At 59.5% G+C, this 15862-nt stretch carries 16 protein-coding genes and 1 pseudogene; 12 read left to right on the top strand and 5 right to left on the bottom strand.

The annotated features are described in order from the left end of the window. Nucleotides 1-483: pseudogene (locus tag ACYCTF_RS03105) on the top strand (integrase); the annotation flags it as partial. Nucleotides 484-533: 50 nt separating this feature from the next. Here the strand turns inward: ACYCTF_RS03105 and ACYCTF_RS03100 are convergent. Beyond that, nucleotides 534-752 (bottom strand): hypothetical protein, encoded by a 219-nt coding sequence (locus tag ACYCTF_RS03100; RefSeq protein ID WP_461284549.1) that lies wholly within the window; start codon nt 750-752, stop codon nt 534-536. Between the two features lie 481 nt (nt 753-1233). On the opposite strand from ACYCTF_RS03100, the gene ACYCTF_RS03095 reads away from it, so the two are divergent. Further along, nucleotides 1234-1611, top strand: a complete 378-nt coding sequence (locus ACYCTF_RS03095) for a hypothetical protein (RefSeq protein ID WP_461284548.1) — start codon at nt 1234-1236, stop codon at nt 1609-1611. 188 nt (nt 1612-1799) lie between these two features. On the opposite strand, the gene ACYCTF_RS03090 is transcribed toward ACYCTF_RS03095, so the two are convergent. The 4 genes from ACYCTF_RS03090 to ACYCTF_RS03075 all read right to left on the bottom strand — a co-directional run bounded on the left by ACYCTF_RS03090 (nt 1800) and on the right by ACYCTF_RS03075 (nt 3631). Further along, on the bottom strand, nt 1800-2027 hold the full coding sequence (locus ACYCTF_RS03090) for a hypothetical protein (protein WP_461284547.1): 228 nt from the start codon (nt 2025-2027) through the stop codon (nt 1800-1802). 14 nt (nt 2028-2041) lie between these two features. After that, entirely contained in the window at nt 2042-2293 is a 252-nt protein-coding gene (locus tag ACYCTF_RS03085; RefSeq protein ID WP_461284546.1) for a hypothetical protein, read from the bottom strand. A 115-nt stretch (nt 2294-2408) separates the two neighbouring features. Then, nucleotides 2409-2582 (bottom strand): hypothetical protein, encoded by a 174-nt coding sequence (locus tag ACYCTF_RS03080; protein ID WP_461284545.1) that lies wholly within the window; start codon nt 2580-2582, stop codon nt 2409-2411. Nucleotides 2583-2611: 29 nt separating this feature from the next. Continuing rightward, nucleotides 2612-3631 (bottom strand): hypothetical protein, encoded by a 1020-nt coding sequence (locus ACYCTF_RS03075; RefSeq protein ID WP_461284544.1) that lies wholly within the window; start codon nt 3629-3631, stop codon nt 2612-2614. A gap of 248 nt (nt 3632-3879) precedes the next feature. On the opposite strand from ACYCTF_RS03075, the gene ACYCTF_RS03070 reads away from it, so the two are divergent. The 10 genes from ACYCTF_RS03070 to ACYCTF_RS03025 all read left to right on the top strand — a co-directional run bounded on the left by ACYCTF_RS03070 (nt 3880) and on the right by ACYCTF_RS03025 (nt 15809). Then, on the top strand, nt 3880-5505 hold the full coding sequence (locus tag ACYCTF_RS03070) for an ATP-binding domain-containing protein (protein WP_461284543.1): 1626 nt from the start codon (nt 3880-3882) through the stop codon (nt 5503-5505). Nucleotides 5506-6064: 559 nt separating this feature from the next. Next, nucleotides 6065-6454 (top strand): hypothetical protein, encoded by a 390-nt coding sequence (locus tag ACYCTF_RS03065; protein WP_461284542.1) that lies wholly within the window; start codon nt 6065-6067, stop codon nt 6452-6454. Nucleotides 6455-6618: 164 nt separating this feature from the next. Next, the gene (locus ACYCTF_RS03060; protein WP_461284541.1) at nt 6619-7713 is read left to right on the top strand and encodes a helix-turn-helix transcriptional regulator; all 1095 of its coding nucleotides are present in this window, start codon (nt 6619-6621) and stop codon (nt 7711-7713) included. A gap of 80 nt (nt 7714-7793) precedes the next feature. Continuing rightward, nucleotides 7794-9917: an AAA family ATPase gene (locus ACYCTF_RS03055; protein WP_461284540.1), complete on the top strand. Its 2124-nt coding sequence runs from the start codon at nt 7794-7796 to the stop codon at nt 9915-9917. A 97-nt stretch (nt 9918-10014) separates the two neighbouring features. Further along, entirely contained in the window at nt 10015-11511 is a 1497-nt protein-coding gene (locus ACYCTF_RS03050; protein WP_461284539.1) for a DUF2779 domain-containing protein, read from the top strand. Nucleotides 11512-12229: 718 nt separating this feature from the next. Further along, nucleotides 12230-13327, top strand: coding sequence for an ADP-ribosylglycohydrolase family protein (locus ACYCTF_RS03045; RefSeq protein WP_461284538.1), 1098 nt, complete (start codon nt 12230-12232; stop codon nt 13325-13327). A gap of 36 nt (nt 13328-13363) precedes the next feature. Further along, nucleotides 13364-13609, top strand: a complete 246-nt coding sequence (locus ACYCTF_RS03040; RefSeq protein WP_461284537.1) for a hypothetical protein — start codon at nt 13364-13366, stop codon at nt 13607-13609. 180 nt (nt 13610-13789) lie between these two features. Beyond that, nucleotides 13790-14566: a PP2C family protein-serine/threonine phosphatase gene (locus tag ACYCTF_RS03035; protein WP_461284536.1), complete on the top strand. Its 777-nt coding sequence runs from the start codon at nt 13790-13792 to the stop codon at nt 14564-14566. Between the two features lie 180 nt (nt 14567-14746). Then, entirely contained in the window at nt 14747-15172 is a 426-nt protein-coding gene (locus ACYCTF_RS03030; protein ID WP_461284535.1) for a DUF6884 domain-containing protein, read from the top strand. A gap of 133 nt (nt 15173-15305) precedes the next feature. Beyond that, entirely contained in the window at nt 15306-15809 is a 504-nt protein-coding gene (locus ACYCTF_RS03025; protein WP_461284534.1) for a hypothetical protein, read from the top strand. The last annotated feature ends 53 nt before the right edge of the window (nt 15810-15862 follow it).

Genomic DNA, 15862 nt, shown 5'->3' with positions numbered 1-15862 from the left:
GAGAAGATCAGTGAATATTATTTGATCCCGATCCTGACACAATTGCTGGAAGCCTTCCCCTTTTCGGTGCTGGGTTTCCACTCCGACAACGGCTCCGAATATATCAACAAACGGGTCGCCGAACTGCCGGACAAACTCCTCATCGAGTTCACGAAATCCCGCTCACGGCAATCCAACGACAATGCCTTGGCCGAGAGCAAGAATGGGTCCGTGGCCCGGAAGATCTTCGGCTATAGCCACATCCCCAGTCGCTTCGCCCAGCGGATCCATCTCTTTAATCAACAGGTCCTCAATCCCTATGTGAATTATCACCGCCCCTGCTTCTTTGCGGAGACGCACACGGATGCCAAAGGGAAGCAACGCTATCGCTATGAGGCGATGATGACCTCGTTCCCTTGGACGCACAGCGATGACAAGCCGAAATCCATCCCTGAGGCGGAGGGAGCGCACTTTGAAGCCCGACTTAAGCTTATGCCTACTTGATAAGATCGCTTACGCCCTCAGCGACAACCAGGCGGCGGACCGTCTTCAGATTAGAGGGTAAGCTCGTCCATCGCGTGGTTTTGCCACAGCAGGCCGCCCTTCTGCAACTTGCCATCGACAACTACCGTAGCGTGCAGAAACTCCTCCGCGAATGGGAGACGGAAACCGAACGCCTTATTGACGCTGAAGCACCCCGTAAGCCCTGGCGTCACGAGACCATAGAGAAATTGCGATGATATTCGTTCGTCGACCTGCGGAATGTAAGGCAAGATGTTGGTCTTTATTTTTCATTCGCACAACAAAATCACGCACCGAATAGGACAGTAAATTGGTATTCGTATTGAAAAAAAATAGCATGGAGATGGCAAGAAAATGATACGGGAATAGAGTTTTATTGGTAAAAAAACAACAAATAGTCAGTAGTCTTGTGTGGTATGAGCGCTACACCAATCTTGCCTGGACGCAGTATGGGACACTCACATGGGGACACGCGCGCCTAAAAATCGAGATCTGCGTGATCAAAAAAATCCCTAAAATTGAGGTGGGCTTGAAACTGTTATGTCATACAGTTTAAAAACGTTATGTCATAAGTAACGAGTGACGACATAACGTGGCACGTAACCATCTTGCGGCAAAAATCGACAAAACACGCACACAAGAAACGGTGCGCCATTACAGGCAGGTGGCTCTACGCCTCATCACCCGCTTTCGCCGTGAACGCGCGGGAACGCGGCCGTCCCGACTGGGCCGATGAGGCTCGAAAAACGAGCGGTTAATCTGCTCGCCGAGGCCTATGGGGCCCAGTCCGATGCCGAGCGGGATTCTATAAGGGCGGTCTATGCCTATGAGAAGGGGCTGACTGCCCAAAACGGTCGCAAAACTCGGGCGTCCCGCACATGGCAGATGATAAAACGATACGGCATCTTGCCCGCCGTCGAGCGCGCCGTAAATCGCGAGGCAGAAACCCTGGGCTACGCAAGGCTTCTGGAGGCGGGATGGCAAGACTATGCCTTTGAAGCCGTTGTGGCACGTTACCCCGATTGGATTTCTCCTGAGGCGCTGCAACGTTCAAGGACGCGCCTGGAGGAGGGGCATCACGCCGCGCTCCTCGGTACCCGGACATCCTAGTAGCCTGCGGCTGTCAAAGCCGCGATCGGTGTTTGTCAACATAGATGCCCTGCGGCCCGACCCGTGGCGGGCAGGAAGGCGGATACTCCGGCATATTCGCGTGGCAGAATGACTCATAGGGGCAAGGGTAGGGGTCGTCGCAACCATCGGTTTTGTCAGGCATCTCACTCGCCAGTGTCCGTCTGGCATCATGAATCCATGTCAAAACTTGGGCCGGACCGCACCGCCTCAGTCACGTCCTTCGCAGCAAAGAGGCTGTTTTCCGTTCCGTCCGGGCGGATCTCGCGATAACACTGATTGCCCGGGTAGACGAACTGGTTGTTGATGTGCTGGAGTACCCGGCGCTTCAATGGCACGCCGGCGGCCTCGAAAGTCTGCGTCTGAATGGCGATGTCTTCCAGGTGGTAGTCTTTCACGCTGGTCGATGACCTCACCTTGATGAGATCGAAGGCCTTGCCGCGGGGCCGGGGGCCAGGACGTCGGTCCGCACCAGCACGCCATCTTGCTGCATGGTGGCCTCAAAAACGACCTTGCGTGCGGAAAGCGCCGCGTGCGTCGCGGCCAAGGGCTTGCTCAACCCTTTCGGTGCGATCAGGGTCCCATCTGGCCAGCCCTGGCGGGCGATGACGCCGACCTCGGTGCCCATAACAAGAACCGCATCACTCGTGTCGTCGGCCGGCACGCCGTCGGGCGCGTGGACGGATAGCCACAACCCGGCGCGGGCCCTGCCGGAACGCCATCCGTTTTGATTGGGACAAGCCGAATACCCGTGCCATAGCCCCCTCTTTTCGTACCTGTCAGGCGCAAAGGGATCGATCATACGCCAGGGTCCGCACATCTTTGTGCTTGACCCAAATGAACCCATCACCTTTTGAGAGCAATGCGACGTCAATGGGTTCCGAGACTGTTTGCTCCTCATTGGCCGTCATGCGCATCAAAAACGCGGTGAGGTTCACAAGCGACTCCGCCATCTTCGCCAGATCCTGGCGGGGGAGCGCGCTCACGGCCGAAAGGAGTGGCTCCGCATAGGGCCGCAAGATCTCATCGCGAACCAAGGTGGAGAGCGCCTCTTTCCGCTCTTCCGCGCGCTCGAACTCTCTTCATCGTCCGTATCATCAAGCGGCATGCAAGCTGCCGCTTTCACGAACTGTTCGTAGACGCGCGGATGGATCCCCTGGATGAGGGAGTGGATGATTGCGTCTTGCCCGAAAGGGGCTACCGTGCCGTCCAAGTCGTCACCGACCCGTGTCTCGTCGGTCTTCCTGTAGCGCAGCGTACCGGCCGCCAGCGTACCGATGTCGTACTCCAACAGCACAGGAAACGGTTCGGCCTCCCCCATGCCGGCGATCACCACATGGCTGCCATCCCGAGGGTGGAACCAGTCCTTCCCGTAGGCGAACTCCACCGTTTTACGCAAGGCCTCCTGTAGGGCCGGTGTCAAAGAGAACCCCTCGAACAGATCACTCTCGATCTCGTCCAAGGCCGCGGCAAAGGTCTCCCGCACATGCTGCCCATAGTCCGGCGCCGCACAGGCAAGCTCCGGGTAACGCGCCCAGTCCTCGTGATCCTTTTTGATGATCGCCGCAAGCCTTTTAAGCGCGTCCTTACGACTGGTCTTGGCCTCTTCTGCCAGCGCCGTATCCCACTCGTCTTTGTACAAGCCCTTCCAGACGTTGTAGACGAGACTCTGAAGCCAGTGCGTCTGCGTTTTGAGGGGAAACAGCCAATCGGCGCCCTCAATGAAGGTGAGGAAATCTTGCGCATATTCGGCCAGGGTGTCGAAGCGCCGCCCATCGAGCTTTTGCGCATAGACCTTGACCACCGTTTCCCATGGCACACCCATGATGTCCGCCGGCCCATAGGTCATGATGGCGACCGGCAGCTTCGGGGACAGCGAAAAGAGCTTTTCGGCCGTGTAATAGATCTTCTTTCGACCCCCGTTACCATCACTCAGTGTCACGGCACTATCGGCCGCGAGCGCAATGCCTCGTTTGTTCATGACCGCCACTTCGCAGGTCATAGATCCCCCTCAGTTGCCATTACCTGATGAACGGCCCTGGCGCGTTGTCTGCGCCCCACGATGCGACCCATGGCAAGGCACTCCTGCGACAACCCGTGTCGCAACAAAAGAACGCCGATGCCCTGCGTCTTGACCATATCGGAACGATAGGTCCCTCAAGCACGCACCGAGGATTTCGTGCGTCCCGGAAAGGCAGGCAAGCTGAATCGGTAATCTTTGTATACAATTACCCTCTTTCGGAGCACACGATGGCGACACTACGTCCTTCCCTGCAGGGCCTTCATGCCGAGCGGCCCGGCGAGCAGCGCGAATTCGACGTTCTGCGCCAGCTCGAGACGGAATTGCCGGACGACATCACCGTGTTCCACGGCGTGGCGTGGTCATCGGTCCACGACGGCATCCAGTGGTTCGGTGAACTCGATGGCATCGTGCTGGCCCCCAACGGGAACCTCGTTTTGCTCGAGGTCAAGGCCGGACCCGTGGAATTCACAGCCCAAGGGCCGCGCAAACGCTACGGCGATCGTACGAAAGACATCAGCCGCCAGGCGCGGGTCCAGCACGCGGCCTTGCGCCAGCGTCTGCGCGACAGCGATCTGCACGTCCATATCGCCCACCTTTTGGTTCTTCCAGATCAGGTCGTGCCGGCCGGCACCATCGGGTACCCGAGGGAACGCATCGTCGATGCCAACGATATGCCCGATCTGGCACGCAGGATGCTAGACGCGATTCCGGCCGTCGCAGCACAGGCCCCCACAGTCGAGCGCCTGCGCCACTTTCTCGACGACATATTTGACTTGAGCACAGACCCCAGTGCGCGCATCCATTGGCTGGGTGCGGCGGTGACGCGCTTGTCCGAGGGCCTAGCCACGTGGGTGCCACGCATCACCGCGCCCGGCGGGATTTTCCGGATCGAGGCGACCGCGGGCTCCGGTAAGACCCAGCTTGCGCTGCGCCTGCTGGAGCGCTCGGCGATCCTGGGCGCGCGCGCCCAATACGTGTGTTACAACCGGCCGCTCGCCGACCAAATGCGGCGCATCGGTCCCGCGGCGGTACACTACGCGACCTTCCATGAGCTTGCGATCGCGTGCCTGCGCAGCGAGCGGAGCGACATCGACTTTACGGATCCCACCCTTTTTGCACGCGCCATCGCCCAGTACGGGCAGTCGCCCGCCGAGACAGCATGGGATCTGCTTGTCATCGACGAAGTCCAGGACTTCGATGCCGAATGGATCGAGGCCCTGCGCCGCAGGCTTAGGCTTGGCGGACGGATTTATCTGCTGGGTGACTTTGACCAACAAATGCGCGCGACGGCCGCGGGTGCCTGGACGGACGCCGTCACCGTGCAATGCGCAGATAATTTCCGCAGTCCGCGCCAGATCGTGCAGTGCATCAATGCGCTGGGTCTGGCGTCCCTACCCATTACCGCCCGCGCGCCGCTCGATGGCGAGCTGCCGGGTTTTCATGTGTGGGCCGAGGATGATCCGGGCGGCGTACAGGCCACCGAAACCGTAGTCGAGCGCCTCCTGGACGATGGCATCACGCCGGACCAAATGGCCCTCTTAAGCGCCAAGGGGCGGCAATCATCACGCCTCCTTCGTTGCCCGACGCTTGCGGGCGTGACACTCAAAACCTTCACCGGGGATTTCGATGCAGCGGGCCACGCCTGCTGGACCGAGGGCGAACTGTTAGCCGACACGATATTTCGCTTCAAGGGCCAGGCCGCCCCTGTTGTCGTTCTGGTTGAACTGGATTTTGCTGAACTGGACCACCACCTGCGCCGGCTGCTCTTCACCGGGATGACCCGGGCACAGTGGCGCCTCGAATGTGTCATGAGCGCGCAAGCCGAGCGCGTCTTGATGGCCGTTCTCGCGTAAAACGATTCCCACTCATAGTCACAGAGGACGCTCACGATCCCTTCAGCCGGTCTTGTGAACTTGACTCAGGGATCGACCGAACACCGTTACTCTGTTCCTGTCTCGACAATAGCGGTACGGCCAGTCCGGTGACTGAAGGTTCCTTGTGCGCAAGCTCGCTCGAAAATCGCTATTTATGGTCATCCGTAGAGGCTTTAAGTCAGTGCCATTCGGATAGAGAGGGGGTGGACGATTTTTGGTCCGACTGACAGGGGAATGTGGGGGCAGGCTAGGCCAGGAGACCTCTTATGCGGGATCGAATGGTGACGGATCGCTTTGGGTGATCTTGATCGGTGCCATTGTGAGTAGTCTTTGGGGCATCCTTTGGTGTCTAATCCCTCGCGATGCCTAAGGGAGAGAAGGTCCGCGGTTGCGGCCGTTTTAAGAAACGGGGACGGGAAGACGTGTACCGGGAGCACCCTAGGGGTGCAGGCAGGGTTTCCCATCCCTGGGTCGTTCCCTTGAGACTGGCAACGGTGTAGAGAGGCGCGCAGGCGACCGGGATCGACGGAGGCGGGTGATGGTGGACACCATTTCCGGAAAGATCGGCATCTTTTGGTTCTTTGCGGGTCGGCTCTGGGGCCGAGCGTGGGCCATCTCGGAGGGGGAGGAGCGTGTCGCGGGTCTTCGTGACAGCCCCGATACGCACACGAATTTCTGGGAGGGTCCTACCGCGGAAATCGCGCCCACAGGGCGCGACCAGCCCTACTTTGCCTTTCCGCGTGGATGCGTCTTGTACCGGCCGCGCGACGGGCGCTTTATGGTCTACAGGGATCGGGCGCTCTTTACGGGTGTCGCGAAGGCGGCCATTCGGGCGTTCTTTACGCTCGCCGAAGAGTCTGTGGTGTGGCGCGCCGGTCCTCATTACACCACCGACCGTGACGAACAGGATTACCTCTTTTCCGATTAGCTGAAAGCGCACGTCCCGGGCGCGTGAGCGGATGCTGTGACGGGGCGGGTCTGCGCAGGCGGGAGCGTATCGTTTTGCGGCCCCGCAAGCGGGCCTCATCCCGCCGCAATCCTCCACTTTGCTAGAATAGCGATGACATCGGACAAGAATCGTGGGGTTTCGGTATGCAAGGTCAAACGCTCGAACGGCAATGGCGCGTGCTCCGCGCCATTCCGGCACATCCCAAGTCGACCACCATCCCCGATCTTTGGCAGTACCTCCAGGCCACCACCAGCACCGATACGATCAAGGGGCTTACGGTTCGCACCCTGGAGCGCGATATTCAGACCCTGGAGACCGTCTTTGGCACGGTAATAACCGTCAATCGCACCGCAAAACCCTATCGGGTGTCGTGGCAAGGATTGGCGCGTCTTGATGGCGGCATCCGTCTCACCGACGCGCAGGCCTTGGCCCTTGTGCTGCTCGAGATGCATATGGGCGAGATTGTGCCTGCCAGTTTGCAAAAGGGCCTGCAGCCCTTTTTCACGGAGGCCCGAAGTCTCTTGGCGCATGGGACGGCGACCGCCCTGTCCCATTGGCCAGACAGGGTGCGAGTTCTGGAAAGACGGCGTCCCGGACACAGTCCGCAGGTGGCGCCTGCCATCTTGCGGGCGGTCTGCGAGGCCTTATTCCAAAGCCGTGTTTTGACGGTCCATTACCGCCGTATGGGAGAAGACAAGGCCACGGCGTATCGATTGCACCCGCTCGGATTGGTGCGCACCCAAGGCGTTTATTATCTGATTGCCACCGCCTGGGAATATCCGGAGGTGCGCCATTATGCGCTCCATCGCATGACTGAGGTCGCGATGGAGCCGGATCGTGCCCGGCGCCCGTCGACTTTTGATCTGGACGCCCATGTGGCAAGCGGCGCCTTCCATATTCCGCTTAAGGCCACTCCTCTGATGCTCGTTCTACGGGTGCCAGCGAAGAGCGTGCGTTACCTGCAGGAAGCGCCCTTGGCTCATGATCAGGCGATCACGGAGGAAGGAAGCTTTTGTGTGGTGCGCGCACGCGTCACAGACAGTCTGGATCTGCGCACGTGGCTTTTGAGTCAGGGCGCCGAGATCGAGGTTGTCAAACCCATCGCTTTACGCCGCTGGATGATGACGACACTGAGTGCGGCGCTTAACGCCTACCAAAGGCCGGCTCGTGCGCCGCGTACAGGAAAGACAGGGGCACGGGCGGCGATCAGGCCTCCGGTCAGGCGCCACGCAAGCTGAGCGGCCTGCGGTCTGCGACACAGTTTGACGCAAGATGGTCGTATTATAGAGGTCTCTTTCCTACTGATCCCGGAGCCCCTATGACGAAAACCCCGATCCCCCGTGCCTTCCGTCGCAAGGCTGTGGGCCCCCATGCCGCGATTGATCAGCGCGGGCGCCTGTGGCTTTTGCGCGGGCTGCTTGCGACCGATGGCTGGCGGCGTCTGGGAAAGGTCTGGGAGCGGGCCTGTGACGAAGACGAGTGGGCACCGGAGGAATCCGCCCTGCAAACCTTGCTCGGCATTGACACCATAGATGGTCAGTCGTCGCGACGCGCGCTGCTTTTGGCTTTGAAGGCCGCGCTGCGCGATGCCGAAAAGACCGCGTTGCTCCAGATTCCGGCACTACAGGTCTTGGCTGCAGATTTGAGCTTGAATGAGGTCGAGCAGGCGCTTCTTGTGTTGGCAGCGCTAGCCAAGCACCGGGGGGCTTTTCAGAGAGGGACCGCTTATTTCGGGCAGGTGCGTAATCGCAGCGAGTTGATCGACTGGATTGCGGTCTGCCTGAAGGTAGCACCCGAGGCTGTAGCGGCGGCGCTCACGCGGACATCGGTGCTCGTGACAGCAGGCCTCGTCGGTGTGGAGAGCGCGGGGGTGCGACTGGATCTCGATGATTGGCTAGAGACCGTGCCGAATCTCTTTTCGCGGCTTTTGGAGCCCGATCTCTGTGCGGCCACGTTGTTGGCCCGCTATGTGAAGCCCACCACCGGCGCGCCGCGGGCGCTCGCGGATTTTGCGCATTTGGCGGGCGTCATTGCCCTTATGCGACCGCTTCTGGACCAGGCAAGCTATGGTCACAAGGGCGTCAATATCCTCCTTTATGGGCCACCTGGGACGGGCAAGACGGCCTTGGTTCGGGCGCTGGCCGCGGATCTTAAGGCGCGGCTTCTCGAGGTTGCGGTGATGGATGAAGAGGGTGACGGGCTCTCGCGCGATGAGCGGGTAAAGGCGTTACGTCTGGTCGCGCACCTGGGGGCGGCGACGGGACGCACGATCATCTTGTTCGATGAGATCGAGGACTATTTTCGGGAAGAGTATGAGTTTCCAGGGCTCAGGTCCCGGACGGGGCCTGGCAAGGGTTATTCCGTGGATCTCTTGGAGCAGGCGGCTGCACCGACTCTCTGGATTACCAATAGTATCGAGGGCATCGATCCGGCGCTGTTGCGACGCTTTAGCCTCGCCTGCGAGATCCCGCCTCCGCCACCGGCCGTGCGCGCCCGTCTGGTGACCGAATACTTGCAGCCCTTGGGGCTTACCGATCATCCGTTGGCCGCGCGCATTGCCCGTCACGAGACCTTGGTGCCAGGCGTGCTCGCCCAGGCCGCGAAGACCACGACTATCGCCGACCGACCCGATCGCGACATGCGTGCCGCCTTTTGCGAGGAGACCCTAAATGGCCTGTTGACGATCTTGGGGCAGGCCCGACTGCCCAGTCTGCTGGCGTTGCCGCTTGCCTATGATCTCGAGTATCTCTCGGCCGACTGCGATCTCACGGCTTTGGTCGCCGGCATTAAGGCTGCGGGCAGCGCCCGACTACTCTGTGCCGGGGCCCCGGGAACCGGCAAGAGCGCCTGGGCGCGGCAGGTCGCAACCACCCTCGGGCGCCCGCTTGTGAGCTATCGGGCCTCCGACCTCCTTGACCCTTATGTCGGTATGGCCGAACGGCACATCCGTCAGATGTTTGCGCGGGCCCGTGGGCAGGGCGCCATCCTTTTGCTGGATGAATGCGATTCGTTTTTGCGCAACCGTGCACACGCCCACCAGAGCTGGGAGGTCACTCAGGTGAACGAGATGCTGACGCAGATGGAAGAATTCGATGGGATCTTCATCGCCACCACCAATGCCCTCGATGATCTCGACGACGCTGTCTTCCGGCGGTTCGACCGCACACTGACCTTCAAGCCACTGAGTCGTGTCCAAAGGCGCACGCTGATGATGCGTGTACTCACAGACCACGGGATACCGGCGGTCTTGTCGGCCTCGGAGCGTCAGATCCTGGATGATTGTGAGGGGCTAACGGTCGGTGACGTGGCGGCGGTCGTGAAGGGACTGCGCCTTCAAGGGATATGGACGGCGGCGGCTTTCGTGGACGCAGTCGCCGGGGCGTGGGGTGTTCGCCATCGCAAGGAGAGCCGCGCCATGGGTTTTACGGCGGCGCTGTCGTGATGTCTGACTGTGGTGTGCGGCCTGTGCGCGCTCATCGATCGGGTCGCGTTCGGGCCGGATCGGATGAGATTCTTCCGGGAAGAGAGGGGAGAAGGTTATGAGCTACGGCTTGTCGAAATCGAAACTCATGGCCTATCGCCAATGTCCGCGCCGGCTCTGGCTCTCGGTGCATGAGCCGGATTGTGCCGAGGAGGCTGATGCGACTACAGCGGCCTTTACTATCGGTCATCAGGTAGGCGCCGTGGCGCGTGATCTGCATGTCGGAGGGCGGCTTATTGCCCCCGAGGGACCCTTATCACTAGCCCTTCAGGAGACCACAGAGGCTTTGCAGTCCCCGCCGCGCCAGCCGCTCTTTGAGGCGACAGTCGCCTATAAAGACCTGCTGGTGCGGGCCGATATCCTAAAACCCGTCGCTCAGAAATGGGATCTCATTGAGGTGAAGGCCGCAACCGGCGTGAAGGATCATTACCGGGACGATGTGGCCATCCAGACCTATGCCTTTCAGCAGGCCGGGGTCCCGATTCGCCACAGTGTGCTGCAGTACGTCCATAACGCCTTTGTGTATCCCGGAAAGGGCTGTTACCACGAGATCACGTCAAGTGGCCGCGTCAACAGCCTCTTTGCCGAAGAGGATCTGACAAAAGACATCGCATCGCTGTTAACGGCGGTTCCCCGTTGGGTCCAAGAGGCCCAGACCCTGCTCGCGGGCCCCATGCCGCCACTCACCGATCACTGTGAGGATCCCTATCCTTGTCCCTTTCTGGGGTATTGCTATGGAGAGGGCCCGGAATATCCCTTAAGTATTCTGCCGCGGCTGTCCGCCAAACAACAGGAGGTCTTGACCGCTCAAGGTTATAGCGATGTGCGCGATATCCCGCCCGGGGTGCTCACGAATGACACCCACGAATGGGTACGGGCGATCACCGTCTCTCAGCGACCCGACCTGCGTCCTAAGGCGGCCGCTATCATCAAGGCGTTGGGCTATCCCCGGTATTATCTCGACTTTGAGACCATTCAGTTTGCGGTGCCGATTTGGGCGGGCACGCGGCCTTATGAACAGCTGCCCTTTCAGTGGTCGTGCCATATCGAGAAAAAGGATAAAACACTCACCCATCAGGAATTTCTGGATCTCTCGGGTGAGGCACCGATGCGGGCCTTTGCGGAATCCTTACTGACGACCCTCAAAACCTCAGGCCCCATTCTCGTTTATAACCAAGCCTTCGAGGGGCGCATTATTCGGGAGTTGGCAGCGCGGTTTCCTGATCTTGGCGCAGCCCTCACAGCACTCCTCCCGCGCTTGGTCGATCTCCTGCCTTTGACCCGCGCGCACTACTACCATCCGGATATGAAAGGGTCCTGGTCGATCAAGGCAGTGCTGCCTACTATCGCCCCCGATCTGGATTACGCAATGCTGGACGGTGTGCAGGATGGCGGTCAAGCGCAGCAAGCGTACTTGGAAGCCATTACGCTCGAGACACCCACGATCCGCAAAAAGGCCATTGAACGTTCGCTGAAGGCTTATTGCGGGCGAGATACGGAGGCCATGGTGCGATTGGCGCATTTTTTGATGGGGTCGGCATCACAGCGACGATAGGGCACCATGACATGGCGATAACACGAGAGACAAAACGGGAGACCGATAGGGCAGTCGTCAGGGTGGTGGCAGAAGAGGCGGGGGAACCCGAAGAGCAGATCGTGTTCCTGGGCGCGATCAGCGCCGAGGGCCGACTGGTGCCGGGAGAAGGGAGGGGTTATTGGATCGAAGATACGGGCGGCCGGCAAAAATACCCCTGTGTGCTAGTGACAGACCGCCATGGGGCACGGTTCGATTTTTGCGGATGGAAGTTGTGGCGCGCTCCTAAGCCCAGGGCGCCCTATCAAACCCGCGTCTTCGCAAAGCGTCTGAGTATGGTGGGTATTTTACGATCACGGATGAAGAAGAGGGGATATCACTTATCAGCTCATATCCCTCAGTCCGATCATGTAGGGGCGACCAGTCATGGGTATCGCTGAGTGAGGGGATACCCGGGATGTCAGGCACGATGCGATGAGCTGACGGATAGGTCGTTTGCCTGCGCGAAAAAGCCGCACAGACACAATGGGGGTGATGTATGAGCGAAGACAGTAGGGCGGTGCGGCCGAAGACAAAGGGACGCAGACCACAGGCGGCCTCTTCGGCGCCTCAGGGACAGGACGCGGTGTCGCAGGAGGCTACCGAAAATGAGACAGGACGCGCCACCCCTTCCCAGGCGCGATCCCGGCCCACGGGTCGCGCGGCGCACCGCGGGCAAAAAGAGGCTGAAGCGGCGCTGATGCGCTCGCGTTTTGTGGGCTGCCTCTTGGGCGGTGCCGTAGGGGATGCCTTTGGGGCGCCGGTGGAATTTATGAAGCGTACGGAGATCCTTGAGCGCTTTGGGGCCCAGGGAATCACGGCCTATGCGCCGGCTTATGGGCGGGTCGGCGCCATCACCGACGATACGCAAATGACGCTCTTTACCGCCGAAGGAATGATCCGCACTTGGGTGCGTCGTCGCAATAAAGGCATGGCGAGCGTCGAGGCGATGACGGCCAGCGCTTATGTCCGGTGGTACAAGACCCAAGGCCAGAGACCGCATCCCCATTATGCTCATCGTGAGGAAACGGGTTGGCTCTTCCAACAAGAGGCTTTGCATGCCCAACGCGGCCCAGGGGAGACCTGCCTTTCGGCGATTCGTCACATGACGGTTTTAGGCGACCCCGCCCCAAACGACAGCAAGGGGTGCGGGGGCGTGATGCGCATCGCCCCCGTGGGGCTTGTTATGGGGCAGAGTAGAAGTTCGCCCTCCGACACGTTTGCCTTGGGCGCTAAGCTCGCAGCCCTGACCCACGGTCATCCCACGGGATCGCTGGCCGCCGGGGCGCTGGCGGTGCTGATCGCGGAGATCGTGCGCGCTAAGACCTTGCCCGACGCTCTTCTTGCGGCTCGGGCGTGCCTACGAAAACACGCGCACCACGAGGAGACAGAGCAGGCCCTGGCGCAGGCCGAAAAGCTCGCGGCCTCTGATGTAGCGCCGCATGCAGCCATTGCGCAACTGGGTCAAGGCTGGGTGGCCGAAGAAGCGTTGGCCATCGCCGTCTACTGCGCACTTACGGCCCCGAGCTTTAGAGAGGGCGTGATCCATGCTGTGAACCATGATGGGGATTCCGATTCGACCGGGGCTATCACGGGCCATATCCCGGGCGCGCTCTATGGGCATGCGGTGATACCTGAGTCTTTCCTAACCCCTCTTGAGCTTCAGGATGTGATCGCCGAGATGGCCTCGGATCTCTGTGCCTTTCCAAAATGGAATATTGGGGAGAGTGACGATGTCGGGGGTCGCTCAAATCGCGCTTTAAGCGAACGGGTTTGGCAGAAGTATCCGGGGTTTTGAGGCATTAATTGTAGGCTATCAGGGGAGCTCGTCATCATGACAGAAAATCCATGGTCGGAAGCGTTACAGCAGTCCACGCAGGAGATGCTGGAGAGCGGCAACTTTATGGCCCATCCGGTCACCAACGAGGTGTGCTTCAAACACCATGAACTCGGATTGGGCTACATGGATGGGACGGATGCCGTCCACGAGAAATACGATCTGCACATACGCGCAAGCGGTAAGGTCATTTCTTTCCCGAAGGCCGAAGATGTCGTCAAAGCGGGGTGGGTGCTGGATTAAGCGAAAGAGCCGGGATGTGCCTTGGTGGCGGGTCCATTCAAACCAGCACGGATTTATTAGTTGGTTGATGCCTATGACGCGCTGCGTTGCGGCCCTCGGTTGAGGATCGCAGCAGCACATCGCGAGCCATTATGGGCGCCTGTCCTAGAGCATTCAGACCGGCTTCATGAGGAGGGTCGCTTGCCAAAGATTATTTATGCCGCGTTGAGTGACGCCATCGGTTATGCGCGGAACCAAGATGCGATGCTTGTTGCTAATCGGGTGTGGCAGGGCGAATCGGTCTGTCTCACAGGCACGTGCGCCCTCGAGGAGCGGGCCGTTTTTGCCTGTGCCGATGGGCTGCATGTGGGATTTGGTGCGACGTGGGCCAGTCGCACGCTGTTGCAGGGTGTCCAGGAGAGTTATGTTCGCTTCCCCGATTGGCCGACGGAAAAGCGTGTGACCTGGCTGCAAGCCTTCCTGACGGAACAGGGGACCGAGACCCCGCATGCCGGGGCTGCCAGTACCTTAGTCTGCGCACAGGTGCGGGGCTGTCACGTGCATCTGTTTCATGTAGGCGATAGTCGGGCGTGGTCGATTCGCGAGGGGCGAGCGACGCTTTTGACGACCGACCACCCCCATGGCGCCTCCCTACGGGAGGCGATCCTCTCATCGGGCCGTCACACGGCCGATCTTGCGAGCATCTATGATGCCTTAGTGGGCTACTTTTTGGTGGGTCCGCATGCCGATGCCCCCCAAGTGGTGGCACGGTCGTTCACCATGAATCCCGGGGACAGCCTCATGTTAGGGACCGACGGGGTTTCCCATCTGGACTTAACGGAAATTGCCGCGTTGGCTGCGGGCCTAGGCCCTCAGGATACGGCAGCCTCGTTTTTAGACAGGTCATTGCCGATCATCAGAAGGCCTGAGGAGGGAAACGATAATCGCAGTGCCATTATGATTGGGTGGCGGGCTTAAGCCGTGACCGAAAACACGCATTGGGTGGGTGTAACATTGGGGCCTGAGCCAACGGGCATGAAAGGGGTCTGGCGGACTTTCAAATCAGACCGTGATCTGTATAAAGTAGGCCGCGTTTCCCTTTGGCATCCTGTTGCCTCATAGGGAGCGCTCCGAGCAGGTGTCTGAGGTGTTGTCGCGATGAGAAGTATGGTCTTGATAGCGTGCGTGAAGAAAAAGCGGGAGACCCGGGCGTTAGCCAAGGACCTATATATGAGCCCGTTGTTTCGGCTGAACTTTCAGTATGCGTGTAGCCTTCAGCCTGATCGGATATTCATATTGTCGGCCCTGTACGGTCTCGTGGACCCCGAAGAGCCGATTGAGCCCTATAATGTAACATTGAAGGATAAGTCACCGGCGGAAATTCGCGACTGGGCGCTCGGGGTGGCAAACCAGCTGCGGGCGCATGCGGATGTGCGACAGGATCGCTTTACCTTTCTGGCGGGCGAGACTTATCGCAAACCTCTTATTCCGTATCTGACGACCTACGACGTACCGATGGTCGGTCTGCCTATCGGTCGCCAACTCCAATATCTAAAGAGGCAATTGTCTGAGCGCAACCTGTAGCACCCTGCATCATCTGATCCATCAGGCACCGGTATGGGCCTTTCCTTACGATGCGCAGTGTATCCCGGCCAATGGCCTCTACGTCTTTTTTGAGGCGGGCGAGGAAGGGCATGGGGGGCAGAGGATCGTCCGCGTGGGTACCCATACGGGTGCCCACCAATTACCGTCTCGGTTGAATCAGCATTTTGTGCAGGAGAATAAAGACCGCAGCATCTTTCGGAAAAACATTGGACGCGCCTTTCTCCAAAAAGCCGATGATCCATTCTTAAAGTGGTGGGACATAGACTTAACGACACGGGCGAAAAAGCAAGAGTATGCCGGAAGTATAGATACCGTTAAACAACACAGTATTGAGGCTCTGGTGACTCAATATATTCAGAAGCGCATCACGTTTATTGTGTTGCCGGTAGCCCAAAAGCAGGATCGGCTGGCTCTGGAATCCCAGATCATTGCGACGGTGTCCTTGTGCCGGGAATGTAGCCCTTCGCATCACTGGCTTGGGCGCCACTCACCAAAAACAAAAATCCGGGAAAGCGGCCTGTGGATTGTGAATGGCCTCCATAAGGAACGCATGGTTCCGGAGGGGTGGGCGCACCTCGAGTCGCTGATACAAGAGGCGACCTCGCAGGCCCGGTAGAGTCTTTCATCATAAAGGGGGTGCCCCCACAGGGGCGGGCGCCCCCCAGATAT

Source organism: Acidiferrobacter sp. (assembly GCF_054609335.1).
The sequence above is the reverse complement of the archived record's forward strand: the minus strand, read 5'-3'. Positions and strand labels throughout refer to the sequence as shown.